Below are 26,445 nucleotides of genomic sequence, written 5' to 3'. Positions count from 1 at the left end.
CCAAGGATGTCTGCGTTCGTTGATAGTAACAAGGGCGCCCTGTTATGGCGCCTTCTTCATCGCTCATCTCGCGGTTTTTTTTATCAGCCTATCGACCAGTAACAACCTCTTATTGGAGGGCTGCCCGCGATCTGGCATGCACAAATTCTCACCCACCTACACCCTAGTCAACCAATTTTCAGAAAAACTTCACATTTTGGACTGACCCCTGTGCACTTTTTGTGCACTTTATCGGAATATTCTGCGGAACGCACCAAAACCGCACAAAATTCTGACAACAACTGGTTAACCCAATTGGTTGACAATTATTTTTTACCAATTTAGTCTGGCCCCATAATAACTCCGCGACGTCAGTAAACGCCCTTTATTGGTGCGGAAAGCGAAACAATCGCGGCTAACCAAACCCAGAAAAACAATTCAGGTGATCATGAGAGCTTCAGGAATCAAACCATTGCTGGCCGCCGCACTGCTGACTTGCGGGCAGGCATCCCTGTTTTGTGTTCAGGCTTCTGCCGAGGAGTACTTGGTGCGCGATCAAGACGCGTACGCAAAAGTGGCTAAAAACCTCGAAGCGGGCGATACCGTAGTACTGGCGAATGGTGTTTGGAGCGATTTTGAAATTTTGTTCACCGGAAATGGCGAAGAAGGGAATCCAATTACGCTGACCGCGCAGGAAAAAGGTAAGGTCTTCATTAGTGGCCAGTCGAACCTGCGCCTCGCCGGTGAGCATCTGGTGGTATCGGGGCTGGTATTTAAGGACGGCTACACACCAAGCAGCGAAGTGGTGGCATTCCGTCGCAACAAGGAACACCTGGCGAATAATTCCCGGGTGACCGAAATCGTGATCGAAGACTTCAGCAAGCCAGAGCGCATGGAGTCGGATTACTGGGTGAGCATTTACGGTAAGAACAATCGCTTTGATCACAACCACCTTGCCGGCAAGCGCAACAAGGGTGTGACCATGGCCGTGCGCCTGAACAGCGAAGCCAGCCAGGAAAACCACCACCGGATCGATCACAATTATTTCGGCCCGCGCCCGGTCCTGGGCTCCAACGGCGGCGAAACCCTGCGCATCGGCACCAGCCACTATTCTCTGACCGACTCTTTCACCGTGGTCGAAAACAATTACTTTGACCGCTGTGACGGCGAGGTGGAAATCATCTCCGTCAAATCCGGCAAAAATATTCTACGCAACAACACCTTTTTCGAATCACGTGGCACCCTGACCATGCGTCACGGCAACGGCAATCTGATTGAAGGCAACGTGTTTCTCGGCAATGGCGTAGATCACACCGGCGGTATCCGCGTGATTAATGCGGACCAGCAAGTGCGCAACAACTATCTCGAAGGTCTCACAGGCTATCGATTTGGGAGCGGGTTCACCGTAATGAACGGTGTTCCCAACTCTCCCATCAACCGTTACCACCGTGTGGTCAACGCGAACATTGAAAACAATAGCTTTATCAATGTGGACCACATTCATCTGGCCGCAGGCGCTGACCAGGAACGCAGCGCGACACCGCAAGACTCAACGATTTCCGAAAATATTTTCTATAGCGAGAATGGAAAATCACCCTTCTCCGTATTTGATGACATTTCCGGGATTACTTTTGCAAACAATGTGTCCAACGGGTTTGTCGACCAGAAGATTCACCAGGGTATCGAAAGCGGAGTGGGCAAGCTGCGCCGCGCAGCCAATGGGCTTCTCTATCCACAAAACGCATCCGCTGCCGAAAAAGGCGCGAGTCGGGACCTCGCAGTCACCACCAAAGAGTTGACTGGCGTATCCTGGTACCCGAAATCAGAGCCGGTTACGCCGTTCAATAGTGGTAAAACCACGCGCGTTAGCCCCGGCGAAGATGCACTGTTCGATGCCATCGAGCGCGCCGAAGATGGCGACACCCTGGTGCTGGAGAGCGGTAGCTACAATACGCGCAAGCGCCTGTCCGTGAACAAAACACTGACCATCAAGGCAAAGAAACAGGGCAAGGTGACAATCACCGGAGAACGCCCAGTAATGTTTGAGATTCAGGACGGCGGCAGCCTGGCACTGGATGGGCTGGTAATCTCTGGCGCAAACAGCCCGGACAACGCAGGCAATATCCTTATCCGCACCGCGCCCTGGGGCATGTTGAAGAACTATCGTTTTTCCATGACCAATAGCCGCGTAGAAAGCCTGGATATCAACCACTCGTATCACTTTTTCGACTCCGGCCATCGCGCTTTCGCAGACACCATCACCCTGGTGAACAATCACTTCGAAAATATTACCGGTGATCTGCTCAAGCTAAATAAAGAGAAAGATGACCTGGGTATCTACAACGCCGAGTATGTGACCGTCACTGGTAATACGTTTACTCAGGTGCAGGGTGCTCTGGTCGATTTGTACCGCGGTGGCACCGACGAGAGTACTTTCGGTCCGCATCTCGATTTCAGCAACAACGTGGTAGCCGAGTCCTCTCAAGGCAAACGCAATAAAGCTAGGGCGCTACTTAAGCTGCATGGCGTGCAGGTGTCCGATGTGCGTGACAACCGTATTGAAAATAGTGCCGGCATTGTTGTCGAACACACGGTAGGTGAACCGGTGACACGCATCGCCAATAACCAGTTTTTCAAGGCACCGCTGCCGGACGTGAAGGAACTGGTCGCGGAAGGCCCGCACACCGCGATTCTTGCGAATAACGAAGCTAAAAACTGATAAGAGTCAAAGTATTCCCATGTTTGCTCAATCCGTTTTCAAAAAGCCAAAAGCCCTGGCCGCCTGCATCGCGCTGGCGGGCGGTGTCTCTGCGGCGGCACTTAGCGTATATCCGCTATCGGCATTTGCCGCTTCCCACCCAAATCTGGTGATCGATGCAGCCGACGTCGATGCCATGCAGGGTGCGATTAAGGTTCCCGGGCGCTTCCGTAACGCATTTTTGTCGACGCAATCCTCTGTAGACGCAGGGTTGCAACAACCATTTATCGTACCGGTACCCGCAGATGCCGGTGGTGGCTATACGCACGAGCAGCACAAGAAAAACTACCAGCTGATGTACAACGCCGGGGTGCTCTTTCAGATCACACAGGATCCAAAGTACGCGGAACGCGTACGCGACATGTTGCTGGCCTATGCGGATTTGTACCCGACACTGCCTCTGCATCCGAAACGCCGCCCCGATGCCGATAACCCCGGCAAGCTTTTCTGGCAGAGCCTGAACGAGGCGGTCTGGCTGGTCTACACCATCCAGGCCTACGATTTAATCCGCCCGGCACTCAATGATGAGGAAGCGGAAAAGATCGAACAGGGTGCGCTGCGCCCGGTCGTCAAATTTTTGTCGGTAGACTCTCCGGCCACCTTTAATAAGGTGCACAACCACGGCACATGGTTAACCGCCGGCGTGGGAATGGCGGGCTACGTACTGGATGAACCCGAGTGGGTAGAGCAGGCACTGCTTGATCTGGACAAATCTGGCAAGGGCGGGTTCCTGCGCCAGCTGAATACTCTGTTCTCCCCCGACGGTTACTATAACGAGGGCCCCTACTACCAGCGCTACGCGCTGATGCCATTCGTGACCTTCGCTAAAGCTATTGAAAACAACGAGCCGGAGCGAGGTATTTTCGAATACCGCGACGGTATCGTCATGAAGGCCATTGATACCACCATCCAGCTGAGCTACAACGGGCTGTTCTTCCCATTGAACGACGCCATTAAAAGCAAAGGTATCGATACCTCTGAATTGGTCCTCGGTGTAACCATCGCCCACGGGGAATCTGCGAACCCGCAATTGCTCGATATTGCTGCCCAGCAAAACCAGATTTTGCTTACCGGCGATGGCCTGGCAGTGGCGCAAGCCCTCGACGCAGGGAAACAAGAGCCGTATCAGTTTAAGTCCACCGCGTTCCGCGACGGAAAGGATGGTGACGAAGGTGCGCTGGTGGTGATGCGCCAGCAGGCTAATGGCGATCAGGCACTGGTATTCAAACCCGCCGCGCAGGGCCTGGGCCACGGCCACTTCGACAAATTGAGCTGGCAGTTTTATGACCGCGGCGCGGAAATTGTCACCGATTACGGCGCCGCGCGCTTCCTAAATGTTGAAGCGAAAAATGGCGGCCGCTACCTACCGGAAAATGAGACTTGGGCAAAGCAAACCATTGCACACAATACCGTTGTGCTGGATGAAACGTCTCACTTTGACAACAACCTGCAGTTTGCCAATCAGCACTACCCGACACTGAAGTTCTTCCACGCGGATGATCAGGTAAAAATCAGCGCAGCAGAAATTGATTCCGCGTATCCCGGTGTCACGCTCATCCGCACCTTGGCGCTGGTGAACAGCCCTGAAAATCAATCCAGTTATGCGATTGACTTGTTTGAGGTGACATCCGGGAAGATCCATCAGATTGATTTGCCCGTGCATTACAGTGGCCAACTGGTCGATACCAACTTCGCGCTGCGCGGCTTTACCGATGGAATTTCGGCACTGGGCAAGAACAACGGATATCAACACCTGTGGCTGAAAGCCGCTGCCAAGCCCAGTGCTGGTCTGGCCCAGATAACCTGGCTGAATGACAACGGTCGCTTCTACACCCAGTCGAGTTTGGTAGATGGCGATACCCAGCTGTTATTCACCGAACTCGGTGCCAACGATCCCGACTTCAATTTGCGCTCGGAAAAATCGTTTATCGCTCGCCGGGAGCACTCTCAGACACACACGTTCGTGAGCGTGCTTGAGCCGCACGGTGAATACAATCCGGCCAAAGAATTTACCCTCGGAGCAGCGAGTGACATCCAGGGGCTGTCGCATAAGCAAGTTGGCGAAATTGAACTGGTGGCCATCGAGAACAAGAACGGCAGCACCCAACTACTGGCGTTTAACCGCAGTGCCTCGGCCAGCAGTGAGAGCAAGAACCAATTTGAATTCCGCGGTAATCGCTACGCATTTAGCGGCCGCGCCAAACTTTTCCAAATCACTAACTAACGGATTTAGCGGAGAACGATATGCCCGCAACTGACGCATTTGTCCAAGCCCAGGATGTCGAGGTCGAAGACCTCGGTGGTGGCATCAAGCGGCAGATCCTCGGCCACGATGACAACCTGATGATTGTCCGTGTTTGGTTTGAGGAAGGAAGCATTGGCTACGTACACAAACACCCACACACACAGGTTAGCTATGTGGAAAGTGGTGAGTTTGAGGTGCAGGTCGATGGCGAGAAGAAGCTGCTTTCCGCAGGAGATAGTTTTTACATCGCGCCTCACCTGGAACACGGTGCGGTGTGTAAAAAAGCCGGTGTATTGCTCGACACCTTCAGCCCGTACCGGGAAGATTTTCTGAATAACTAATCAGGATAATAATAATGAAGAACTTACGCTGGACCATTGTGTCCCTGGTGGCACTAGCCACCATCATTAACTACATCGACCGCACCGCGCTTTCCGTTATGTGGCCCGGTATTGCCGACGACCTCGGTATGGACAGCCACGACTACGCGAACATCATGAGCGTATTCCTGATTGCCTACGCAATCGGTCAGGCCGTGTTTGGTCGCGTCTTTGATGCGATCGGTACACGTCTCGGTTTTATGCTTTCTATTATCGTATGGTCGGTGGCGATTGCCATGCATGCGCTGGCGACTTCCGTGGCGTCCTTCAGCATTTTCCGTACGCTGCTTGGGTTCGGTGAAGCGGGTAACTGGCCGGGTGCAACCAAGGCCAACGCCGAATGGTTCCCAGCCAAAGAGCGTGCGCTTGCGCAGGGTATTTTCGGCGCAGGTGCCTCTGCGGGCAGCATTATCGCCCCCCCACTGGTTGCCTTCCTGTACGCATTCCTTGGCTGGCAGGCGACTTTTGTTGTCATCGCGCTACTCGGCTTCATCTGGCTGGTGCCCTGGATGATCATTTACAAGAGTGGTCCGGATGCGCACCCTTGGATTACCGAAGAAGAACGTCAGCTGATCCTTTCTGGCCAGATTGCACCCGAGAAAAACGAAGATGAGTACGTGCCGACGCTGCGCGAGCTCCTGTCTCACCGTCAGAGCTGGAGCGTTATTTCAGCACGTTTCTTTATTGAGCCAATCTGGTGGCTGTTCGTGGCCTGGCTGCCACTGTACTTGAACGACAAATTCGGTTTTGACGTTAAGGCAATCGGTGCTTCCGCATGGATTCCATACTGCGGTGCCGCGGCTGGCGCGATCTTTGGCGGCTGGCTGTCCGGTAAGCTGATCAGCAGCGGCTGGAGCGTAAACAAATCCCGTAAGTTCGCCGTTGTTCTAGGTGGCTGTTGCATGTTGCCTGCACTGCTGGCGACAACTGTTGCAGCAACACCCGCGGCAGCACTCGCGCTGATCACAGTGATCCTGTTTGGCTTCCAGGCAGCGATCAACAATATCCAGACACTGCCAAGCGACTACTTCTCTGGTAAGAGCGTAGCCAGCCTCGCCGGTATCAGCGGCGCGGTCGGTGTTATCAGTGTAATCACCGCCATCCAGATGGTTCCGATCATCACTAACGATGGCACCTATTACCCACCCTTCTTCATTCTCGGCGCATCACTGGTGCCCCTGATGTTGATTTCTGTCCTGTTTGTTGGGGGGCGTATCGCACCGGTGCGCAGCAAGCAGGAAAAGAAGCAACTCGCTGAAGCAGCGAGCTAAGACAAACGTTGATCACTCTTCGAAACATATTCGGACGAAAAAAATACAGTTAGGAGTAACTATGAAACTTCAAGGCAAAGTAGCCATCGTCAGCGGTGGGGCACGAGACATCGGCAAGGCGGTGTCTTTGAAGCTGGCGGCAGAGGGCGCGAAAGTAGTCGTGAACTACTTCAGCAATAGCCAGACTGCAGAAGAAACCCTGGCCGAAATCAAAGCGGCCGGCGGCGAAGCCATCATCGCTCAAGGCGATATGACCAAGCAGGCGGATGTTGACGCAGTGGTTGCTGCAGCACAGGAAGCTTACGGCTCCAACATCGACGTTCTGGTAAACGTTGCTGGCGGTCTGGTTGAGCGTAAAACCCTCGGCGAAATGGACGAAGACTTCTTCAACAAAGTGATCGCCCTGAACCTGAACAGCACCTTCCTGCTGACCAAAGCGGTTGTTCCGCACATGGACGGCGGCGCTATCGTAAACCTGGCGTCCCAGGCTGGCCGTGACGGCGGTGGCCCCGGTGCTTCTGCCTACGCGACTTCCAAAGGTGCGGTAATGACCTTCACCCGCGCTATGGCGAAAGAGCTGGGTCCGCAGAACATCCGCGTTAACTCTCTGTGCCCGGGTATGATCAGCACGACTTTCCACGACGTCTTCACCAAAGATGCCGTACGTACCAACGTTGCGAATGCCACTCCGCTGAAGCGTGAAGGTAAAGCACCGGAAGTTGCCGACGCAGTTGCCTACCTGGCGTCTGACGAAGCTTCTTTCATCACCGGTACCAACATCGACATCAACGGTGGCCTGTTCTTCTCCTAAGCGGGAAGAACAGTCGAATAGAGTATTGCGGTAAACAGGCGGAACACCATGCACAAGCGCATAGCGGTCATCGGCGAGTGTATGCTCGAAATGAACCTCGGCGACGATTGTCGCAGCCATCACAGTGAGTCGCGCCTAAGCGCGGGACTCGCTTTTGGTGGCGACACGCTAAATACAGCCTTGTATATGTCCAGGCTCGGCGCCAGCGTCGAATATGTGACAGCGCTCGGTGATGATCACCTGAGCGATTGGATGATCCGCCAGTGGCAAGCCGAAGGCATCGGCTGCGATCTGGTGAAGCGTGAGGCGAACGGTACGCCCGGGCTTTACCTGATCGAGACTGACGCCAGTGGGGAGCGCACTTTCCACTACTGGAGAGATCGCGCACCCGCCAAGCGTCTACTGGACAATCCACAGGCTGCCAAGCAACTCTTTGCGGAGTTAAAGGATTTCGATGCGGTATACCTTTCCGGTATTTCTCTTGCGATTCTTTCTCCATATGGACGTGAATGTCTGTTCGAGTTCCTGGCGGAATTCCGCCAGGGTGGTGGGCAAGTCATTTTTGACGGAAATTACCGGCCGCGGCTATGGGGCAGTGAGACACTCACGCGCAAGGCGTATGAGCAGATACTGCGTTTGACGGACATTGCTCTACCCACCTTTGAAGACGAGCAGCTGTTGTTCGCCGATAGTGATACCGATACCGCTTTGGCGCGTTTCCAGGAGTACGGTGTAAAAGAGGTAGTGTTGAAATTGGGTGCCGAAGGATGCCTGATCGTTCAGCCACACCGCGACCCGAAGCTGGTCCCGGCCAATAAGGTAACACCAATCGATACTACGGCCGCGGGCGACTCGTTTAATGCGGGCTACCTTGCCAGCCGTCTCGACGGCAACAACGCCGAAGAAGCGGCCCTCTGCGGGCACAAGCTTGCGGGCACGGTAATCCAGCATCGCGGTGCGATCATCGCGCAAAGCGCGATGCCGACAATGCCTGTTACTGAGGCGGACCCTGCATAAATATTTTGCGGTTTCCGTGCTCGAAAAAGCGGCTTTTAAGCCGCTTTTTTTATGCCTCGAAGTTTCTCAGGCGCGCATGCACCCATTAGCAGCACAGCACACCTATCAAGACAATTGGTTTGACCCTTTTCCGTTTTTAAGAGCCATACCACAAACATAGAAATAATTATTATTTATCGTAGTTTCCAGTTATTAAGAAAAAATATTTATAAAACAATGTCTTATGGTAAATCCCTACCAACCTGTCTTACCAATACGGAAACCAATATGATTGACAGGTTTTCTTGAATTGGTTTAACTCCGTCTACTGCGAGTTAATAAAAATAAAATCGTTCTTACAATGAGAGGAAACTGTTAGATGGATAACTATAAGAAGTTTAAGAAGTTCGATAAGCAGAGCGCTGTGCGGGACCTCAGCGTATTAATGCTCTCCGCCTCCGCGATGGCGTTTGCGCCCATGACCTTCGCCCAATCGGGCGAATCCACTGTAATGGAAGAGGTTGTCACAACCGGTATCCGTCACAGTCTGGAAGCCGCTGCCGATGCCAAGCGCGACGATGCCCGTGTGGTTGACGCCGTTGTCGCCGAAGACATCGGTAAGCTCCCTGATAACAACATCGCCGAAGCCCTGCAGCGCGTTACTGGTGTTTCCATTAACCGCGATTTTGGTGTGGGCTCTGAGGTTTCTATCCGCGGCCTCACCCAGAACCGTGTGGAAGTAAATGGCCGCTCCGTACTAGGTGACACCCGTAGCGGCGTCGACTTCCAGGATTTCCCCGCCGCCTTCCTCCAAAAAGTGGAAGTGATTAAGTCACCAACCCCCGACATGACCGAGGGCGCACTGGGCGGCACCATCAGCCTTAAAATGGCACGCCCACTGGATCTCGATGGACCACTGGCCGCCATATCCGTGCAGGGTGAGTACGCCGATAAAGCGGATAACCTGGCGCCCATCATGAGCTCAGGCGTCGGTAATACCTGGGACCTGGGTGATGCTGGTACTTTTGGCGTTATCGCGTCTCTGGCCTATCAGGACCGCGAACTGCGCCGCGACGAATCCCTGCTGCAGTTACAGGTAGGTGAAGTGGACGGCCTTGCGCCGGCACAAAACACACCCAGTGGCAACTACGTATACGGTCGCGAGCACACCTTCAACCCACGTACCGAAGAACGCGAGCGCACCGCAATTAACCTTTCTTTCCAGTGGGCACCCGCCTCCGAACAGGGTCAGTTCTATCTGGACTTGAACTCCGTTGAACGCGCTGGCAGCCAGGAAACCTTCTCACTGCTGCACATCCTCGACACGCCGACCGTTATCCCGGGCGAAACCTATGAAGATGGAAACGGTCAGCTGCAAAACTTTATGTACGATGAAGTGCAGCCTTTGCAAACTGCGGGTTCCAGCTTCCGCAACAGCGACTCGTTCAGCCATGCGTTCGGTGGTGAGTGGGACTTCACCGATAAGCTAACCGTAAGCGGTGAGTTTTCCTACGCCGAAGCCGACAGCTACACCCCCTTCTCCGAATTCCGCTTCCGCGGTATTGATCGCGCGCTGGAAGGTCAAGGCGCAGAAGGCGAAAACAAGTGGCTGGTTCCGGTTACCTTCGAGAACAGCAACAGCAGCGCACCAACAATCGACTTTGCCGACGGCTATGTATTTACCGATCAGCAAAATCAGGCGTTCCGTCGTTACGAAGATACTCGTACCTATATCAATAACGAAGAAAGCGCGTTCAAATTTGATGTGGAATACGCCGAGCCATTTGGCCTCGATTGGGTATCATCAGTTAAGAGTGGCGTACGTGTGACTTCTCGCGATTTCGAGCAGAATCGCTATCAGTTCCGTATCACCAATATCTTTAAGAACCTGGAAGATGCTGACGGCAATCCTGACATCATCTGGATGGAAGACATCGCCGCCCAATTCCCGGATGTCATCAAAGACTACGACTTCAGTGGCGATGCTTTCGAGCACACCGGCAGAAGCGGTGCCTACGACCTGGCGAAAGTGACCGCATACGATGTGGGTCTTTTGCAGAACCAGCAGGCAACCTTTGACATCGTGCAGCAGCTGCTGGCCGGCACCAATATGGAAATCAGCGGTAGCCTCGCAGACAACCTCGAGTATCAGGAAGGCAGCTATTCCGAAGTGAACGAGGAGACCTCCGCGGCCTATATCCAGGCAAACCTCGACTTCGGTGATGTGCGTGCGATCGTCGGTGGCCGCTACGTATCAACCGATATCAGTTCCAGTGCCTATCAAGAGGGTGAGGTTGTTTCCGATGGCGCAAGCTATGACGACTTCCTGCCCAGCCTGAACGTAACCTGGAGCCTGACCGACGATACCCAGCTGCGCTTTGCTGCCGCCAAGGTAATGCGCCGTGCGGACTTTAACGAGCTGAGCCCGGCCTACAACTATCGCGATGCGTACATCGCTGCCAGCCGCGGTAACCCGGAGCTGGAACCTTACCGTGCGACCCAGTATGACATCGCCGCCGAGCACTACTGGGACAGCAACATGGTCTCAGCAACCCTGTTTTATAAGGATGTTGAATCCTTCCTGACCCAGACGTTCGAGTGCGAAAACCAGCCAGAAGTTGTCAGCACGCTGACCAATACCTCTGACTACGACAAGATCTGTCTGTGGCAGGCCAATGGTATTCAGTACGCCAACGAGAACACGCCTATTTCCGACATGGGTATTCTCACCGACTTCATCACCAATGGTGAAAACGGCAAGATTCAGGGCCTGGAGCTGGGTTACCAGCAAGCCTTCGACTTCCTGCCCGGTCGCTGGTCTGGCCTGGGTATGAGCGCCAACTACACCTATGCAGATAGTGAAGATCCCAACGGCACGCCACTGGAAGATATCTCCAAAAACACCTTCAACACGCAGTTCTACTACGAGTATGAAGGCCTCGGAATTCGTTTAGCGTATACCTATCGCGATCGTTTCCTCGACGAAGCTCAAACCAAGCGTGTCTTGCCACTGGGCGAACTCGTTCTGGGTGCTGGTTCCGACGATCCAACCCTGGGTAACAACTATCGCGAAGACCTTTCGCAACTGGATCTCTCTGCCAGCTACGATGTGACCGGTGACATCACTGTAATCGCCAACATCACCAACCTGACTGCAGAGCCCACCATCAACACCGGTTCCAACGGTACCGCTTTCCAGATTATGGAAACCGACCGCCGTTACGTACTGGGCGTACGTGCGAAGTTCTAATTTAGGACGAACACGATAAAGCTACTGAAATACGGTAGTGATTTTGCAGCCGGCGGTTTCACACCGCCGGCTGCATACGTTGACCAGATTTACCGCTCTTTTTCGCTATTTTTCCGCGCACAGCAGGGAGCACCGGACACAACCGGAGCCATTGTCGTGGTTAGAAAACTCGGTAAACGACGCAGCGGTGGTTTTTACGCTGCAAATTAGAAAACCCTACAAAAATACATAAAGAGGGTCACATGAAACCAACATCTTTAGCGATGAAACTCAGTTGTGCCGCCGTGCTGTCGACCTGTATTGCCAGCGCCAACGCATCCATTCAAAACCCCGGCTTCGAAAGTAGCTGGGACAACTGGGCTGACACCGATCCCTCTGCCCTCTCCGGCGTTGCCAATAGTGGCAGCAAGTCCGCGAAGATTTCCGGCAGTGGTGGTCGCGTTGAACAGGATGTTCCTGTCAGTGCAAACACGAATTACCGATTGACGGCTTATGTGCGTGGTTCCGGCACCATCGGGGCACAAGTAAACGGCAGCACCTTCGATAGCAACGCCAGTAATTCCGATTGGCAACAAGTATCCGTGGACTTCAATTCCGGTAGCGCCAGCAGCATTACTGTATTCGGTGCCTACAACGGTAGCGAAGGTCGCTTCGATGACTTCGCGCTCGAAAATCTGGGCTCTGGCTCCAGCTCTTCAAGTTCGTCAAGCTCGTCCAGTAGCTCCTCGAGCTCTGGCGGTGGCAGCTGTACCTCCGGCAGCAATCTGTCGGTGGCTTCTGCCTCTGACGATGGCAGTAACGATGGCAATGGCCCGGCAAACGTGATTGACGGCAGTCTTGCTACACGTTGGTCCTCACAAGGCATCAAGTGGATAACACTTGATCTCGGCGCTGCGCAGACTGTGAAAGAAATCGATATTGCTTGGTACAAAGGCAATCAGCGCACGAGCTTCTTCGAAGTCGAAACCTCGACCGACAACAGCAATTGGACCGTAGTCCTGTCCGGTGGACAATCCAGCGGCAACAGCGCGGACCTGGAAAGCTACGATGTGGCAGATTCCAGCGCGCGCTACGTTCGCGTTACCGGCAGCGGCAACACCGCCAACAACTGGAACAGTATTCTGGAGATGGATGTGATCGGTTGTACCGATGGCGGCAGCTCTAGCAGTAGTTCCGGCGGCGGTTCTTCGAGCTCCAGTTCCAGCTCCTCAAGCTCTAGCAGTTCAGGCGGCAGCTCCAGTGGCGGCTCCGGTTCCGGTGGTGGCCTGGATCCGAACTTGCCCCCATCCAGCAACTTTGACCTGAGCGCCTGGTACCTGAGTGTACCGACCGACAACGATGGCAACGGCAAGTCCGACGATATCAAGGAAAACGCACTGAACGCTGGCTACGCCGACGGTACCTACTTCTACACTGCAGCCGATGGCGGCATGGTGTTCCGCTGCCCGGTGGACGGCTACAAAACCTCCACCAACACGTCTTATACCCGCACCGAGCTGCGTGAAATGTTGCGCCGCGGAGATACCAGCATCGCTACTCAGGGCGTGAACGGTAACAACTGGGTATTCGGTTCAGCCCCGTCAGCAGCCCGCAACGCAGCTGGTGGTGTTGACGGCGTACTGCGTGCAACCCTGTCTGTTGATCATGTCACCACGACCGGCGACAGCGGCCAGGTTGGCCGTGTAATCGTTGGTCAGATCCATGCCAACAACGACGAACCCCTGCGTCTCTACTACCGCAAACTGCCTGGCAACAGCAAAGGTTCCGTGTATATGGCGCATGAGCCGAACGGCGGCAGCGACAGCTGGTACGACATGATTGGTAGCCGCTCCAGCAGCGCTTCCGACCCTGCCGACGGTATTGCACTGGGCGAGAAGTGGAGTTACGAAGTGAAGGTCGTCGGTAACACCCTGACCGTCACCGTCTCCCGTGAAGGCAAAGCAGATGTGGTACAGGTTGTGGATATGAGCAACAGTGGTTACGACGTATCCGAACAATATCAGTACTTCAAAGCCGGTGTTTACAACCAGAACAATACTGGTAACGGCAGCGATTACGTACAGGCAACCTTTTATGCTTTGGAACAGTCTCACAACTAATCCAAAGCAGCCTTTCTAAATCGCGTGAAATGGGCGGCCAGCCCCAAGCATCGAACGGCCGCCCAGCAGAAGCTTCCCGGAGCAGGTGATCGCCACTTCCCCGCCGCTCCGGGCTTTTTAATTTTGGGAAGCCAAGAGGCCTATAAAGAATGTCGTTGAGGATTCTTCTTGCTGCTTGGAAGCAACTCCTTGGCCTGTCTATCTTCACACTAGCATTGACCGGTTGTAGTGGTGGTGGAGATACCGATGGCAATAACTCTAATTCTTCGAGTTCAAGCTCGAGTTCAAGCTCCAGTTCCAGCGGCGGTTCCAGTAGCTCGAGCAGCTCTGGTGGCAGCTCCGGTGCCGATTCCAACCCATACGGTAATCTAGATCCCCTCTTACCACCTTCCAGTAATTTTGATCTCGCCGACTGGTATCTCAGCGTACCCAGTGATAATGACGGCAACGGAAAGTCCGACTCCATTAGCGAAAATGAACTGACTAGCGGATACGGCAATAGCGACTATTTCTTTACCGGAGACGATGGCGGCATGGTGTTTCGCTGCCCGGTTGCCGGATTCAAAACCTCCACGAATACCTCCTATACCCGCACAGAGCTGCGGTAGATGCTACGCCGTGGCAATACCAACATAAAAACCCAGGGTGTAAACAAGAACAACTGGGTATTCGGGTCAGCGCCAGAGAGTGCACGTAACGCCGCAGGTGGCGTCGACGGCACATTGCGCGCGACACTCGCAGTAAACCATGTCACCACCACAGGTGAGGCCTATCAGATCGGCCGCGTAATCGTCGGCCAGATCCATGCCAACGACGATGATCCGGTGCGGCTTTATTACCGCAAACTTCCACAAAACACCAAAGGCGCCATTTATATTGCCCATGAAATAAAGGGGGGCGAGGATATCTGGTTCGAAATGATCGGTAGCCGCGCTAACGACGCAGCAAACCCCGAAGACGGGATCGCACTGGATGAATTATTCAGTTATGAGATTCAGGTAGTCAGCAATACGCTTACTGTGACCATCATCCGTGACGGACAAGATGATGTGGTACAAGTGGTGGATATGAGCAGCAGTGGCTACGACGTCGATGATCAGTATCAATACTTTAAGGCTGGAGTGTATAACCAAAACAACAGCGGCGACGATACCGATTATGTTCAGGCCACTTTTTACGCATTAGAAAATAGCCACGAAGGTTATGAATTTTAATAAACTTTCAAAACATATTATTAAAATTTGTATCAACTGTTTGATTAGTATAGTTATTTGTTTTAGCACCGCATGCTCAAGAAACTCTTATTCAATTGAAAGCGAATCAAATTGTGATTTATGGTACAGAATAGCCAAGGAGTACCTATTGCAAGAAAAAAATTGGCATGAAGAAGAATATTATCTGGAGTTTATTTCTGATAACAATGGCGAAATATTAATTAAAGCAGGAAATCTTGGCGATATAGGTAACAACACACCTGGGGCAGGTAAATCAATTATTTTGGTGGTTGAGAAGGAAGGCGGGATCGTTGTTGAAGAATTGAGCTACCAGTAATTTTTTGAATTGTTGAAATGATACCAGTGTGAGCTGCCCTAACTAAACCGGCGTGACGTCATCCAAAAATAGAAATCGAGCCTCAGCTGAGGCTCGAAAGTATTTATAAGGACACTTGCCCAAAGGGCTCATTTACCAAATTTTCACGCGCTGATCCGGCTTTAGGTAAAGAGCATCTCCTTCCTTGACACCAAACGCACTATAAAACTCCGGCACGTTGCGAACTGCACCATTGATGCGAAATTCGGACGGCGCATGGGGATCTGTATTAATCAGATTCCGCATTGCCTCCTCACGATATTTACCCTGGAAAATCTGCCCATAGCCCAGGAACACACGTTGCTCACCGGTGAACCCATCGAGCACCGGCGCTTCTTTTCCATCAAGGGACATCTTATACGCCAGAAGTCCAATACTCAGGCCACCCAGGTCACCAATATTCTCACCGAGGGTAAACTCGCCATTGATGTGCAGATCCTCAAAGGGTGCGAAAGCACTGTACTGATCAATCAGCTGTGCAGTGCGGGCTTTGAATTCGGATTTATCTTCTTCCGTCCACCAGTTACGCAGTACACCGTCACCGTCGAAGGTGCTACCGGAATCATCAAAGCCATGGACGATTTCGTGGCCAATCACTGCGCCGATACCGCCATAGTTCACTGCATCGTCGGCTTCCATATTGAAAAATGGTGGCTGCAGAATTGCGGCAGGAAATACGATTTCGTTTAGAGGTGGATTGTAGTAAGCGTTTACAGTCTGAGGCGTCATGGCCGACTCATGCTTAGCGACCGGGCCTTTTTGCTTCTCCAGCATTTCGGCGTAGTTGAATAGTGCGGACCGCTGCATATTGCCATACAGATCGTCGCCACTGATGGTCAGCGCAGAATAGTCTCGCCATTTATCCGGATAGCCGATTTTCGGGGTGAATTTGGAAAGCTTGTCGAGGGCTTCCTGCTTGGTCGCTTCGCCCATCCAGTCGAGTTCCTTGATGCTAACCTCATAGGCTTTAATCAGATTCGCAACCAGCTCCTGCATACGCGCTTTGGCTTCCGGTGGGAAGTGCTCCTTCACGTACACCATACCGACGACTTCATCCAAGTGCTGGTTCACTAGATTCACACCACGACGCCACAGCTGGCGCGGCTCTTCCACACCATACAAAGTGCGGCTGTTGAAATCGATGTGCTGAGCATAGATGGCCTCATCAAGATAAGGTGCGGCATGGCGTGCGGCACTCCACTTCAGATATGGCTTCCAGGCGTCAATACTGGTCTCGCTGATAATGGATCTAGCTCTCGCATATAATCGAGCTGAGTTACCACCAGATTTTCCAGCTCAGTAATACCTGTAGTTGCAACAAACCCCTGCCAGTTAAAATTGGGCATTAATTCCGGCAACTCAGCTAGGGCTCCCGGGTTGTAGAGCGCAACCATGTCCCGGGTTTTTTCCTTTTTCATATGCTGCGCGGCGAGCGTTAATTCAAGATCGTAAATAAGCTGCGCCAGTTGACTGCTGGACTCAGCGCTGCCGAACCAGTAAGCGTCAACATTTTGGCGATGTGTTCCAGATAGGCAGCTCGCACCTGCTCCGACTTCTCACCCTCTTCAAAATAGTAAAGACTGGAGTGTATGACCCGAACAACAGCGGTGACGATACGGATCATGTTCAGGCCACTTTTTACGCATTAGAGAATAGCCATAAAAATTATGAATTTAAATAAAATTCCAAAACATATTATTAAAATTTGCATAAGCTGTTTGATCAGCATAGTTATTTTATGCACCGCATACTCAAGAAACTCATATTCAATTGAAGGCGAATTAAATTATGATTTATCGTACAGCATGGCCAAGAAGTACTTATTGCAAGCAAAAATTGGCATAAAGAAGAGTATTATCTGGAGTTTATTTCTGATAACAATGGCGAGATATTAATTAAAGTAGGAAATCTTGGCGACATGGGTAGCAGCACACCCGGATCAGATAAATCAATTATTTTGGTGGTCGAGAAGGAAAGCCGGGTCGTTATTGAAGAATTGAGTTACCAGTGATTTTGGATTATTGAAATGATATCAATGTGATCTACCCTAACTAAACCGGTGTGGCGCCATCCAAAAATAGGAATCGAGTCTCAATCGAGGTTCGAACACATTTAAATAAGAGGTGGCTAGGATATCTGGTTTGAAATGATTGGTATCCGCGCAAACGACGAAGCGGCCCCTGATGACGAAATCGCACTCGATGAATTATTCAGTTATGAAATAAAGGTAGCAGATCAATACGCTAATCGAGACCATTATCCGTGACGAAAATGATTATGTAGTACAAGTTTTGAATGTGAGCGCTAGTGGCTACGACGTCGATGATCAGTATCAATATTGTAAGGCTGGGATGTATAGCCAGAACAACAGCGGTGACGATACCGATTATGTTCAGGCCACATTTTACCTATTAGAAAATTTCCATTTAGGCTACGAAAACTTACAGACACCCTTTCCAGATTAAAACCGATACTGAACGAAGCTTTGAGTCTTGTCAGTAGCTATTTACTTCTGATCATGCAGCGTTATATCGAGCCTCCACTGCCATATGCTCACCGGTGACTGTGACCTCACTTACTTCGATGTCTTCAGCGTGCTCTGTGCGACCGATAATTTCACACATACACTCAAAAAAATATTTGGATAGTCCTTCGAAGCTCGGTGAAAAGTCGACGACATACAATCGAAGGTTATCTTTTTCTACAATATTCTTGATGTCCGGAAAAAGCGGATCATGCTTATCGATGATAAATGAGTGGTCCATTTGATCGATGATTTTTTGAAACGGCGCCTTGAATAAGTCGGTATCCATGACAAAGTTCTGTTGGTCTACCGTATCGCTGGTCAAGGTGACACTAACCAGTAATGAGTGCCCGTGGAGATTCGCGCACTTGTTGTACGGGTAGGGCATATCGTCCGTGTAAAACTCTTTCCCCCTCCCCTTACGCATATCCTGGCTCCAAGTACGGTGGCCCATGTCCAGCTTGAACGTTTTGGTGATTTTATAAGCCATCTTAAACTCCCTCTCCCTAGAGGTATCAATATGTGCGCGATACAGCTAGCGAGCGCAATATTCTGGTGATGATATCAATGGGATTTTAGTCTGAGAGGTCAGACTAAACTCGTAATAGTGGCAATTCCAACGCATACCGGATCAGTTTCACTGAACTCTTAACAATAGAAGTAAGAATATTTATGGAATACGAAATAACGGGGATTTTAATTCTCAAATAATGCGATGAAACTGTGACCCTTCACATAATTCTGTTCAGAGTTATTAAACGAATGGTATTTTGAGCAAAAACTAAAAAGCGAGCCTCCAAGGAGACTCGCTTTGCGCTGGTACACAGGCTAGGACTCAAGCCATGGCACTGCGTGCACCAAAAACCGGGATTATTCCCCGATCTTTTCCGCTAGGTTAGTTGGCATATTAACCAAACGAACTTAGTTCAGCGGAATCAGCTGCGCTTTGGCTTCGTCGGTCAGCTGGTGAACGGAAGCGATGGACAGGGTCTCAAGACCGGTAGCCGCAGTTACAGGAGCCAGGGAAACATTGGCGGATTCCGGCAGCTTCCACATAGCGCCAGTGGCCGGGTCAACAATCAGCATACCGATCAGGCCGCCGAACAGGATGTTGCCGATGTACCAGCCGTCCATGCCGGCGCGTAGCTGGAAGCTCTGCTCTTCAAAGCCGGCCATCTGGAACTTCACCACGTAGCTCGCGGAGGAGAAGAAACCGTCGGAGGCAGACAGGGTGATGGTGTCCGGGGTAACGCCGGTGTGAACATCGAAGCCGGCTTCATTCACAACAACAAAGTTGGCACCCGCCGGGTTGCTGTTGATGGTTACCGGGTAATTACTGTCACTGAGGATGCTCGCACAACCAGATACCAGCCCGAGACCCGCAATTGCCGCCACTAAAGTAATTTTCTTAAGCATGATGAAGCCTTAACAATATTGTTGTTTATCTATTTGCTGGACGAATGCTCCGCCAGCGGTCGGCAAGGCTATCATGAAATCTGGTAAGTGAGTCCCAAATAGCTATTACATGTCATTACAGGCAAGCACTGCTCACATTTCAACCAGAACTTATTTCTTACTCTTTAGCGAATAGCTCGCCAAAAAAATCACCGCGATTCCAGCGCGGTTTTTGTGCGGAATCCGCCACATCCCGCGCGATAGCGTAATTCACTTCGGCAAACTGCTGCGCCGCCACGTAGTTAATCCCAGCATCTGCTGTGTCACTGGGACTGTGGTAGTGGTTGCGCAGGAACTCGATCTGCGCGCGGCTACCATCGACTTCGCTGTCGATGGCCTCGCGCCCAGTGATCAGGTAAATCGCCGGGATGCCCTGGCGCACGAAACTGTAGTGGTCGCTGCGCACAAAGATGACCTGTTCGGGCATGGGGTCTGGACTGAGCTTGAGACCAGTGCGGCGCGCGGCGCGTGCGGCAGTTTTACCGAGGCTGGAATGCTCGGCACCAAACGCGATCACATCGCGGAACGGATACAGCAGCATCGGCATATCGAGGTTGATATTCGCCACCATGGATTGGGGGGCGACCGGCGGGTGCTGGGCAAAATAGTCGGAGCCGAGCAGGCCCTCTTCCTCCGCAGTTACCGCGACAAACAGGATGGAACGCTTGGGCGCGCGTTCCGATGCGGTAAACAGCCGCGCAACTTCCAACATCACGGCGATGCCGGCGGCATTATCCTGTGCGCCGTTGTTAACAAGACCTGTGCCGGGCTCAATACCGATGTGATCCAGGTGCGCGGAAAAGATGATGTACTCGTGTTTGAGCTTGGGGTCACGCCCCGGCAGCAAGCCGACAACATTGGGGCTGGAGATGCGCTGGTGCTTGGCGCGACTGGTGAGAGTAGCGGTATAGGGCAGCGCAAAGCCCTGCGGGACCAATCCGTTTTCAATTTCGGTGTAGATGGTGTCGAGGCTGCGCGCGGCGCCCATAAACAACTGCTTGGCCGCCGGAATATCGAGCATTACGCCAGGTTGCAGGTGCTGAATGCTATTGCCCGGTGACTCGTCGGCGCGCAGCCAGTCCCAGCGCGGGTCCTGCAGATGCTCGGCGGAAGCGGTAAACGCGCGACGCAACTCGCGCACGGGGGTATTCAGGCTAATGGTGCCAACTGCACCACGGCGGGCGGCCGTCTGCTGTTTGGTGCGGTTGGAGGCGAAGTGGGCGCCCACCTCATTTGGCAGGTACCGCGGGCGCCCGGAAAGGTACACGACAATCTTTCCGTGCACGTCCAGCCCGGCATAGTCGTCGATATCATAGGCGGGCGCGTCGATACCATAGCCGACAAATACGAGGCCGGCGGTGGTCGCGCTATCGGTATGCGCGGTCGAGGGGGCGGCGAGAAAATCCACCCCCAGGTCAAAAGTGATGTCACCTTCGCGGCTATGCAGTACCAGTGTCGCCTTACCTTCACCCCAAAGTGCCCTGCTCAGGGGTACCTGCTGGAAGTAATCATCGCCGGTGATGGATTCGAGCCCGAGATCTGCAAAGCGCGCAGCTACATAATCTGCCGCCTGCTGGTAACCGGCAGAACCGGTTTGCCGTCCCTGTAAACGGTCGTCCGCCAGAAATTCCACATCCATGCGCATGCGCTCCATGTCTGCACGAGGGGTCTCGGCTAGCTGCGTGAGACCCACACAGGCACTCAGTAACCCCACAAGCAGAAGAAGAGCAAACCGGGATATTGGACGGAAGGGTTGTGGCGCTTTTCGGGCGGTCGCGGGGTTGGCACTGAAGCGGGGCATGCTGGGCTCGTTCTAATACTCGATACGCCAACAGCTTATCACGACGTCGCGGGCGACACCGGTGATTGCTCAGCACAGGTTTTGCGATCAATGCCGCGTATTGCGTGTATGACTTGTACTGAGAGGTGCGGAAAAACTCGCGGCTACGGCGCGCTCGGCGAGTTCGTGGGCGCGGTCCGCACAGAAATCGCCATGGCCGGCGAGCATATGCTGAAACGGCAGATCGAGCAGTCGCTCAAAGTCGGTGGCGAGCCAGCGCTGACTGTTCTCCCCGTCCGGGGTGGCGCGGCGGCACCAGGCCGGCGATACCTGCATGCCCCGATGCATACCGCTGAGGCGCAGCGCCCAGCGCCCGGCCCAGTTGCAGGCCGTCCAGCTGCTCCAGTATTGCAGGGAGTCCCCAGTAAGCAGCAGCCCACCGGAATTGGGGACATACAATGCCGCCTCGGGAATCTCGCTGTGGCTGAATTCAAATACCTGGCCATCCGGCACCGGGCAACTGCCACCCTCTTCCAGGAATTCGTCGGCGGCGGGTACCGGATAGTAGTCGGAGTGGTGTTGCCGCCAGAAAAATACATTGAAGCGATCGCGGTAGTAGAGGTCATCGCAGCCAAAGAAATATCCGAGACGCACGGCCTGGCGCACATTGCCGAGATCGCACAGGCGCTCTTCCTGCAAGCGGGTGAGACGTATGGGATTGACCAGCAACAAGTCGTCGCCGCTGCGCACAATCCCCATATTGCGATTGACCAGCACCCCCGGCGCAACCCGGGCCTGGCCACGCACCACAAAAAAATCCGGCAGTAACTGGCGGATTGGGCCGTGGGGCAGTGGCGGCGGATAGGCGATATGCATGTTCGGCAGCGCACTCCTCTTTAAAGAATTCTCAGGCGCGCTCCCTGCCATCGGCGAACCCCGCCCAGACCTACAAGTCTGGACCGAGAATAGAAAAGGGCTCTACTTCCTAGGAGTACTGCAGTCGGTTGCTGATGCCATAGAGAATCTGCATCGCACGAGTGGCGTCGCGCGCGCGCACCAGAATATGTTCGTGATAGCGCGCAGAAACCACGTTGGCCTGGATCCCAGCATCGGCGAGTTCACGCAAGATTGTGGCGGTGAGCCCGGGCGCTTCTACCCCGTCGACAAATTGCAGGGTTATCTGTCGGTAGTCGTCACTGACGGATAGCTGCTCCTGCTCGGCAATATGCCTGGGCAGCAATGCGCTGATACCTTCGCGCTCGCGAAAAATACACCGACAATGGGCCAAGTGTTCCTTCAGCTGGGACTCATCCAATACACACAAACCAAGTACTTCGCGATCGAGAATCGGGGTCAACCGCAATAGCAGCTGGTCGATTTTTACCTGAGCGTTCATCGGCGATCTCTCCTGGATTTGTCTTTCACCCGCGCCTTGGCGGATTTACTTTTTGACGATGCTTTCTGGCCTGGCACTTCGCCCTTGGGCTCAGCCACCGCCGGGCCAAAATCTTCACCGGTAAATTCGGGCTCCCCTTCTACTGGAGTGGTATCGACCAGTTGTTCGTGTTCGCTCTGTTGCGCTTCCTGTTCCCAGCGGTCCAGCGCCAGGTCGATATCTTTTTCCACATCCATGCGCGGGAAAATCGGACAGGGGGCATTTTTTTCCGGGTTGTGCCAAGCGGATAGCGGCGCAACGAAAACCACCAGGGATTTGTGCAGGTAGTTGCGACCGATGCTGGCTTCGGTCCAGGTGGTCTGCCAGGCAAATTTGCCTTTTACTGCATAATCGCTTTCGTAGGACTTGAGCGTGAGAAAGTACGGATAGATGCGGCCACCCCGGCACACAATACGGCGCTCGGTTTTGATATTGGCCATCTGGGTATGCGGATCGAAATACCAGCTTATGTCGTAGCCATAGGCAAACTTCATTTCATCGCCATGGCGATTGAACGCATAGGAGCGGCCGGTACCGTCTTTGTTCAGGCTCCACACGTGTTGCGCTTCGCCGTCGCGGGAGATCAGCCAATTGCCTACCCACTGTTCGGCCTGCAAGCGCGACTCCACTTCCCAGCCAGGATACTGGCCGGCTTGCTCGCGTTTGTTACTCTGCTGTGACTCTTTGGGCTGCTGCTCTTTGGAAGGGCCAGGAGCGGAAGATGAATCAGAAGCGGAATCTTGTGCCCAAACCGTCCCAGTCGACGACAACAAAATGACGCCCACCGAAATCAGCGTTTGTTTGCTCGTGACCAGTAGTTTGTGAATAAAGCGTTGCTGCATGACTGCCAGACTCCGCGTGCGCTTTATTCTTCCCTGAGATAAATGCCAGTCCTTAAGACCCCGGCGGGGGGCTTCCTTCCCCGGCCGCAGGCTGGACGTCTTCTTTGCCAGCGCACTGGTTTGTTTGATGAGCACTGCGCTGAGCGCTCTGGCTTCAATTGCCGGCCGAGGCGGTCTGGGGGGTCTCTTTCTGCTCGCGATCGTACAGGTTGGGACACTCGGCACCGTGGTTGGGCGTCTCCCAATCAGCAAGGCGACGCTGGAAGGCGAGAATACCGCCGTTGTGCTGGCGCCAATGACGACCGTCGATCACGTTGAAGTCTAGGGTGACCGCGCTCCAACCGGTAAATTGCGCGTACACCATGCCGCTGTTGCAGTGCAGGGTGCCGCCGGTACGGATACGCACCGTGTCGCCGTTGATGCGCCAGGAAATCGCAAAGCCATGGGTAAGCTGACCGTCGGCACGGAAACCGTGCGCAAAGCCGGTGCCATCGGCGTGGAGCTGCCACACCAGCTGCTCATCCCCCTGCCCCACCACCAGCCAGTTGCCGACCCAACTTTTGGCCGCAGCCTGGTTGCCGGTCTGCTCCTGTGCGGAGGCGAATACGGGGAGAATCAGGAACACTGCAAAGGTCAGGGCGTAGGATTGCAGCAGGGATACGAGAACGGGACGGAAGGACAACTGACGCAACAACTTCATGCGGCACTCTTCTCTGTTGGGTTCAACGACTGGCGGTTATTTGCACAACCTAATTAAAAGCCTAGTCGTAAATCTCAACAGTGGCAGCGAATGCGACAATTTTCTTTGTTTTCGCGACACGTCAGCCTAAGAGGCTACACCGACAGCAAGCGGAAGTATCTGAGTTTCCAACCTATGTTTTGCGGCGACGCAGGCCAAACCACAACAGCACACCCAGCGCCAGCGCGGTAATAAACAGAATCCCTGCCCACACATAGATTACACGGCTGCTGGTGGGCTGCAGTAATTCCCTGCCTTTCACCACACTGGCGAGTAAGCGCTGAAACTGCTCAATCACCTCATTGGCCGGTGCGCGCGCGAGAATTGCCTCGCGCAACGCCTGCCACTGTTGGTCGAGCTGGGTTGCAAGCGCCGGATCCCGTTCGGTCAATTCTTCGCGCGCCGGCAGGTAGCCACTGCGCAGCGCCAACATCAGTTTGTGATAAGCACCCGCCGGGTCACCACCGCGATAGGCAATCTGCGCCAAATAGATCAGGCCCGCCGCCCGGGCCAGCGGGTGTTGCAGTGCACGGGTCTGCTCCGGGTGGGCGCGCCACCACATCAGCGATGCGCGCGCCGGTTCGGGAAGCTCTGACGGACGCAACACCGCCATACCGGGAAGGCCGACCAGTGCCGGGTACTGCTCGGCGAGTTTGCGCGATGGCGCCACCTGTGGCGCACTGAAGCTGGCCACCTTGACCGCCAGCGCCCAGCGCTGACGACTGCTGAGGTCGCCGTCCACGGCCTCGTCGTGGGCATCGTTGCGGGTGGGTTCCAGCACGTTGTAAAAGTCGTACAGACTCAGGTTCACCATGCGCGCAGGATCATTCAGGGCGCGCTCCGGTTGCTCGGCAACGCCATTTTCCCCATGACAATGCTGGCAGCGATCGCGATACAGGGTGTTTGCCTCACTCGCCGCAGGCAGCGGTTCTGCCGGAGAGCGGGGTAATTGATAGAGGGCCGCCAAGCGGTCGGCAGCAGTATTGGCGCGGCGCCGCACCAGATCAGCGGCTTCTTTGCCGGAAATAGATGCCTGCAGCGATTCCAGCGTATTGAGCAGCTGGGCACGCCCGGGCCTGTCCGGTAGCCCCGCTACCAGCTGGCTAGCCAATTCCGCATTTTCGCGGGTCTGCCGAAAGAGCCCGCGGTCCTGCACACTGCCCTCGGAGACCGCCTCGGGATAATCCACCGCGACAAACGACAGCAGGCTCACTGCGCGCGCCGCAACATCCACGGGTGTCTGCTGTTCGGGCAGCTGCTGTTCAATCGCTTGCTCTTCAGGTATCTGCGCCACGGCCTTCAGCCAGCCGCCGCAGAGGCTTATCAGCAGAAAAATCATTACTGGCGAGGGCAAATTGCGCATTCTGACACTGGTGAAATTGGTGGCGATACCCATTGTTAGCCTAGCAGTGAGGCCACGCAGGGACTTTCAGGCAATAAAAAACCCCGCGACCTAAAAAGGCGCGGGGTTTTGTGCGCGGTGCAAGCGGGTCCTATCAACCCTTCTCGGCGCGCTCTTTTTCTACCAGGAAGTCCACCACGTCCAGCATCATCTGCTGACCATTGGACTTGCCCTTGAGGCCCGGCAGCGAGGTGCTGATGCGGTATTTACCGGCCACAACCATTTCCGGGGTACCCGTCAGTTTGTAGGCACGCTGTTTCGCCTGGCCCTGCTTGACCTTGCTGTTGATCGCAAAGCCGTTCATCAGTTTCACCGCTTTGGCGCCGTCGGCACCGGCGTCGTTGAACAGCGCTTCAATGGCGGCATCATCGGCTTTCCAGTCACGACCGTCGCGGGTAGCGAACATTTTGCGCTGCTGGGCGATGGCGCTAAAAATCGGCTCATGTACCTTGTCCAGTACACCCATGGCGTCCGCCACGTAGAACATGCGCGCGTGGATCTCCATTACCGGCTGCCAGATGGCCGGAATCTTCTTCAGCGCCACATCGGCGGGCATGGTTTTCTGCCACTTTTTCAGCGGAGACTCAAAGTGATAGCAGTGGCCACAGCCGTACCAGAAGAGCTCGGTCACTTCGATCTTGCTGTCGTCATCCTGGGCAACGGCCTGCGGCAGAACTTCGTAGTGCTGGCCGGCCTTGAATTTGCCCGGGGCTTCCTGGGCGCAGGCTGCCAGGCTCAGCAGCATGGTAAAGAGTGCGACGACGGCTTTCATAAAGGGTTACTCCAAAAATTTATTCTGTGTGCCTGTATCAGCATGGCCCCATTATGCTCGGGCTCAGCTGACTCCTGGCTGAATATAGACCGCGGAAATTATTGAAGTTCCCGACGG

Annotated in this window: 20 protein-coding genes and 2 pseudogenes; 10 read left to right on the top strand and 12 right to left on the bottom strand. The window is 53.8% G+C overall.

Annotated features, from left to right (window positions below; all coding sequences use genetic code 11):
• The first annotated feature begins 427 nt into the window (after window positions 1–427).
• From Mag101_RS00415 to Mag101_RS00370, 10 genes and pseudogenes are all read left to right on the top strand, one after another.
• The gene (locus Mag101_RS00415; protein ID WP_077399235.1) at window positions 428–2,698 is read left to right on the top strand and encodes a polysaccharide lyase 6 family protein; all 2,271 of its coding nucleotides are present in this window, start codon (window positions 428–430) and stop codon (window positions 2,696–2,698) included.
• 19 nt (window positions 2,699–2,717) lie between these two features.
• Entirely contained in the window at window positions 2,718–4,961 is a 2,244-nt protein-coding gene (locus Mag101_RS00410) for a heparinase II/III domain-containing protein (protein ID WP_157520047.1), read from the top strand.
• Window positions 4,962–4,981: 20 nt separating this feature from the next.
• Window positions 4,982–5,323 (top strand): cupin domain-containing protein, encoded by a 342-nt coding sequence (locus Mag101_RS00405; RefSeq protein ID WP_077399232.1) that lies wholly within the window; start codon window positions 4,982–4,984, stop codon window positions 5,321–5,323.
• 14 nt (window positions 5,324–5,337) lie between these two features.
• Complete coding sequence (locus tag Mag101_RS00400; protein WP_077399229.1) at window positions 5,338–6,633, top strand: MFS transporter; 1,296 nt, start codon at window positions 5,338–5,340, stop codon at window positions 6,631–6,633.
• A 61-nt stretch (window positions 6,634–6,694) separates the two neighbouring features.
• Window positions 6,695–7,444, top strand: a complete 750-nt coding sequence (locus Mag101_RS00395; RefSeq protein WP_077399226.1) for an SDR family NAD(P)-dependent oxidoreductase — start codon at window positions 6,695–6,697, stop codon at window positions 7,442–7,444.
• 48 nt (window positions 7,445–7,492) lie between these two features.
• Window positions 7,493–8,461 (top strand): sugar kinase, encoded by a 969-nt coding sequence (locus tag Mag101_RS00390; protein WP_077399223.1) that lies wholly within the window; start codon window positions 7,493–7,495, stop codon window positions 8,459–8,461.
• 358 nt (window positions 8,462–8,819) lie between these two features.
• The gene (locus Mag101_RS00385) at window positions 8,820–11,690 is read left to right on the top strand and encodes a TonB-dependent receptor (RefSeq protein ID WP_077399220.1); all 2,871 of its coding nucleotides are present in this window, start codon (window positions 8,820–8,822) and stop codon (window positions 11,688–11,690) included.
• 242 nt (window positions 11,691–11,932) lie between these two features.
• Entirely contained in the window at window positions 11,933–13,789 is a 1,857-nt protein-coding gene (locus tag Mag101_RS00380; RefSeq protein WP_232325081.1) for a polysaccharide lyase family 7 protein, read from the top strand.
• A 149-nt stretch (window positions 13,790–13,938) separates the two neighbouring features.
• Window positions 13,939–15,003: pseudogene (locus Mag101_RS00375) on the top strand (polysaccharide lyase family 7 protein).
• Window positions 15,004–15,151: 148 nt separating this feature from the next.
• Window positions 15,152–15,340, top strand: coding sequence for a hypothetical protein (locus Mag101_RS00370; protein ID WP_077399214.1), 189 nt, complete (start codon window positions 15,152–15,154; stop codon window positions 15,338–15,340).
• 132 nt (window positions 15,341–15,472) lie between these two features.
• On the opposite strand, the gene Mag101_RS18060 is transcribed toward Mag101_RS00370, so the two are convergent.
• The 12 genes and pseudogenes from Mag101_RS18060 to Mag101_RS00320 form a co-directional block, all read right to left on the bottom strand.
• Complete coding sequence (locus Mag101_RS18060; RefSeq protein ID WP_232325230.1) at window positions 15,473–16,108, bottom strand: M13-type metalloendopeptidase; 636 nt, start codon at window positions 16,106–16,108, stop codon at window positions 15,473–15,475.
• Window positions 16,109–16,303: 195 nt separating this feature from the next.
• Window positions 16,304–16,833: pseudogene (locus tag Mag101_RS18055) on the bottom strand (peptidase M13); the annotation flags it as partial.
• Window positions 16,815–17,003 (bottom strand): hypothetical protein, encoded by a 189-nt coding sequence (locus Mag101_RS17935; RefSeq protein ID WP_198040033.1) that lies wholly within the window; start codon window positions 17,001–17,003, stop codon window positions 16,815–16,817. The pseudogene Mag101_RS18055 and the gene Mag101_RS17935, both read right to left, overlap by 19 nt.
• Window positions 17,004–17,895: 892 nt before the next feature.
• Window positions 17,896–18,393, bottom strand: a complete 498-nt coding sequence (locus tag Mag101_RS00360; RefSeq protein ID WP_077399211.1) for a 6-pyruvoyl trahydropterin synthase family protein — start codon at window positions 18,391–18,393, stop codon at window positions 17,896–17,898.
• A gap of 431 nt (window positions 18,394–18,824) precedes the next feature.
• A complete protein-coding gene (locus tag Mag101_RS00355; protein ID WP_077399208.1) occupies window positions 18,825–19,319 on the bottom strand; it encodes a hypothetical protein in 495 nt (164 codons plus the stop codon).
• A 157-nt stretch (window positions 19,320–19,476) separates the two neighbouring features.
• Window positions 19,477–21,159, bottom strand: a complete 1,683-nt coding sequence (locus Mag101_RS00350) for a M28 family metallopeptidase (protein ID WP_232325080.1) — start codon at window positions 21,157–21,159, stop codon at window positions 19,477–19,479.
• 87 nt (window positions 21,160–21,246) lie between these two features.
• Entirely contained in the window at window positions 21,247–22,014 is a 768-nt protein-coding gene (locus Mag101_RS00345) for a hypothetical protein (RefSeq protein WP_077399202.1), read from the bottom strand.
• Between the two features lie 109 nt (window positions 22,015–22,123).
• Window positions 22,124–22,534, bottom strand: coding sequence for an ACT domain-containing protein (locus tag Mag101_RS00340; protein ID WP_077399200.1), 411 nt, complete (start codon window positions 22,532–22,534; stop codon window positions 22,124–22,126).
• The gene (locus Mag101_RS00335) at window positions 22,531–23,415 is read right to left on the bottom strand and encodes a hypothetical protein (RefSeq protein ID WP_077399197.1); all 885 of its coding nucleotides are present in this window, start codon (window positions 23,413–23,415) and stop codon (window positions 22,531–22,533) included. The genes Mag101_RS00340 and Mag101_RS00335 overlap by 4 nt, the downstream gene beginning before the upstream one ends.
• A 154-nt stretch (window positions 23,416–23,569) precedes the next feature.
• Complete coding sequence (locus Mag101_RS00330) at window positions 23,570–24,115, bottom strand: hypothetical protein (RefSeq protein WP_077399194.1); 546 nt, start codon at window positions 24,113–24,115, stop codon at window positions 23,570–23,572.
• 172 nt (window positions 24,116–24,287) lie between these two features.
• A complete protein-coding gene (locus Mag101_RS00325; RefSeq protein WP_157520044.1) occupies window positions 24,288–25,517 on the bottom strand; it encodes a hypothetical protein in 1,230 nt (409 codons plus the stop codon).
• Between the two features lie 133 nt (window positions 25,518–25,650).
• Window positions 25,651–26,328 carry a thiol:disulfide interchange protein DsbA/DsbL gene (locus Mag101_RS00320; RefSeq protein ID WP_077399188.1) on the bottom strand — a complete coding sequence of 226 codons (678 nt, stop codon included), beginning with the start codon at window positions 26,326–26,328 and terminating at the stop codon, window positions 25,651–25,653.
• Between the last annotated feature and the right edge of the window lie 117 nt (window positions 26,329–26,445).

Origin of the sequence: Microbulbifer agarilyticus (assembly GCF_001999945.1) — a bacterium.
GTDB classification, from domain to species: Bacteria; Pseudomonadota; Gammaproteobacteria; order Pseudomonadales; family Cellvibrionaceae; genus Microbulbifer; species Microbulbifer agarilyticus_A.
This window is presented reverse-complemented; position numbering and strand designations above follow the sequence as displayed.

Coding starts and splice junctions, on each gene's coding strand:
- Mag101_RS00415 (WP_077399235.1), top strand. CDS start 428: ATGAGAGCTTCAGGAATCAAACCATTGCTGGCCGCCGCACTGCTGACT.
- Mag101_RS00410 (WP_157520047.1), top strand. CDS start 2,718: ATGTTTGCTCAATCCGTTTTCAAAAAGCCAAAAGCCCTGGCCGCCTGC.
- Mag101_RS00405 (WP_077399232.1), top strand. CDS start 4,982: ATGCCCGCAACTGACGCATTTGTCCAAGCCCAGGATGTCGAGGTCGAA.
- Mag101_RS00400 (WP_077399229.1), top strand. CDS start 5,338: ATGAAGAACTTACGCTGGACCATTGTGTCCCTGGTGGCACTAGCCACC.
- Mag101_RS00395 (WP_077399226.1), top strand. CDS start 6,695: ATGAAACTTCAAGGCAAAGTAGCCATCGTCAGCGGTGGGGCACGAGAC.
- Mag101_RS00390 (WP_077399223.1), top strand. CDS start 7,493: ATGCACAAGCGCATAGCGGTCATCGGCGAGTGTATGCTCGAAATGAAC.
- Mag101_RS00385 (WP_077399220.1), top strand. CDS start 8,820: ATGGATAACTATAAGAAGTTTAAGAAGTTCGATAAGCAGAGCGCTGTG.
- Mag101_RS00380 (WP_232325081.1), top strand. CDS start 11,933: ATGAAACCAACATCTTTAGCGATGAAACTCAGTTGTGCCGCCGTGCTG.
- Mag101_RS18060 (WP_232325230.1), bottom strand. CDS start 16,108: ATGACGCCTCAGACTGTAAACGCTTACTACAATCCACCTCTAAACGAA.
- Mag101_RS17935 (WP_198040033.1), bottom strand. CDS start 17,003: ATGATCCGTATCGTCACCGCTGTTGTTCGGGTCATACACTCCAGTCTT.
- Mag101_RS00360 (WP_077399211.1), bottom strand. CDS start 18,393: ATGGCTTATAAAATCACCAAAACGTTCAAGCTGGACATGGGCCACCGT.
- Mag101_RS00355 (WP_077399208.1), bottom strand. CDS start 19,319: ATGCTTAAGAAAATTACTTTAGTGGCGGCAATTGCGGGTCTCGGGCTG.
- Mag101_RS00350 (WP_232325080.1), bottom strand. CDS start 21,159: ATGCCCCGCTTCAGTGCCAACCCCGCGACCGCCCGAAAAGCGCCACAA.
- Mag101_RS00345 (WP_077399202.1), bottom strand. CDS start 22,014: ATGCATATCGCCTATCCGCCGCCACTGCCCCACGGCCCAATCCGCCAG.
- Mag101_RS00340 (WP_077399200.1), bottom strand. CDS start 22,534: ATGAACGCTCAGGTAAAAATCGACCAGCTGCTATTGCGGTTGACCCCG.
- Mag101_RS00335 (WP_077399197.1), bottom strand. CDS start 23,415: ATGCAGCAACGCTTTATTCACAAACTACTGGTCACGAGCAAACAAACG.
- Mag101_RS00330 (WP_077399194.1), bottom strand. CDS start 24,115: ATGAAGTTGTTGCGTCAGTTGTCCTTCCGTCCCGTTCTCGTATCCCTG.
- Mag101_RS00325 (WP_157520044.1), bottom strand. CDS start 25,517: ATGCGCAATTTGCCCTCGCCAGTAATGATTTTTCTGCTGATAAGCCTC.
- Mag101_RS00320 (WP_077399188.1), bottom strand. CDS start 26,328: ATGAAAGCCGTCGTCGCACTCTTTACCATGCTGCTGAGCCTGGCAGCC.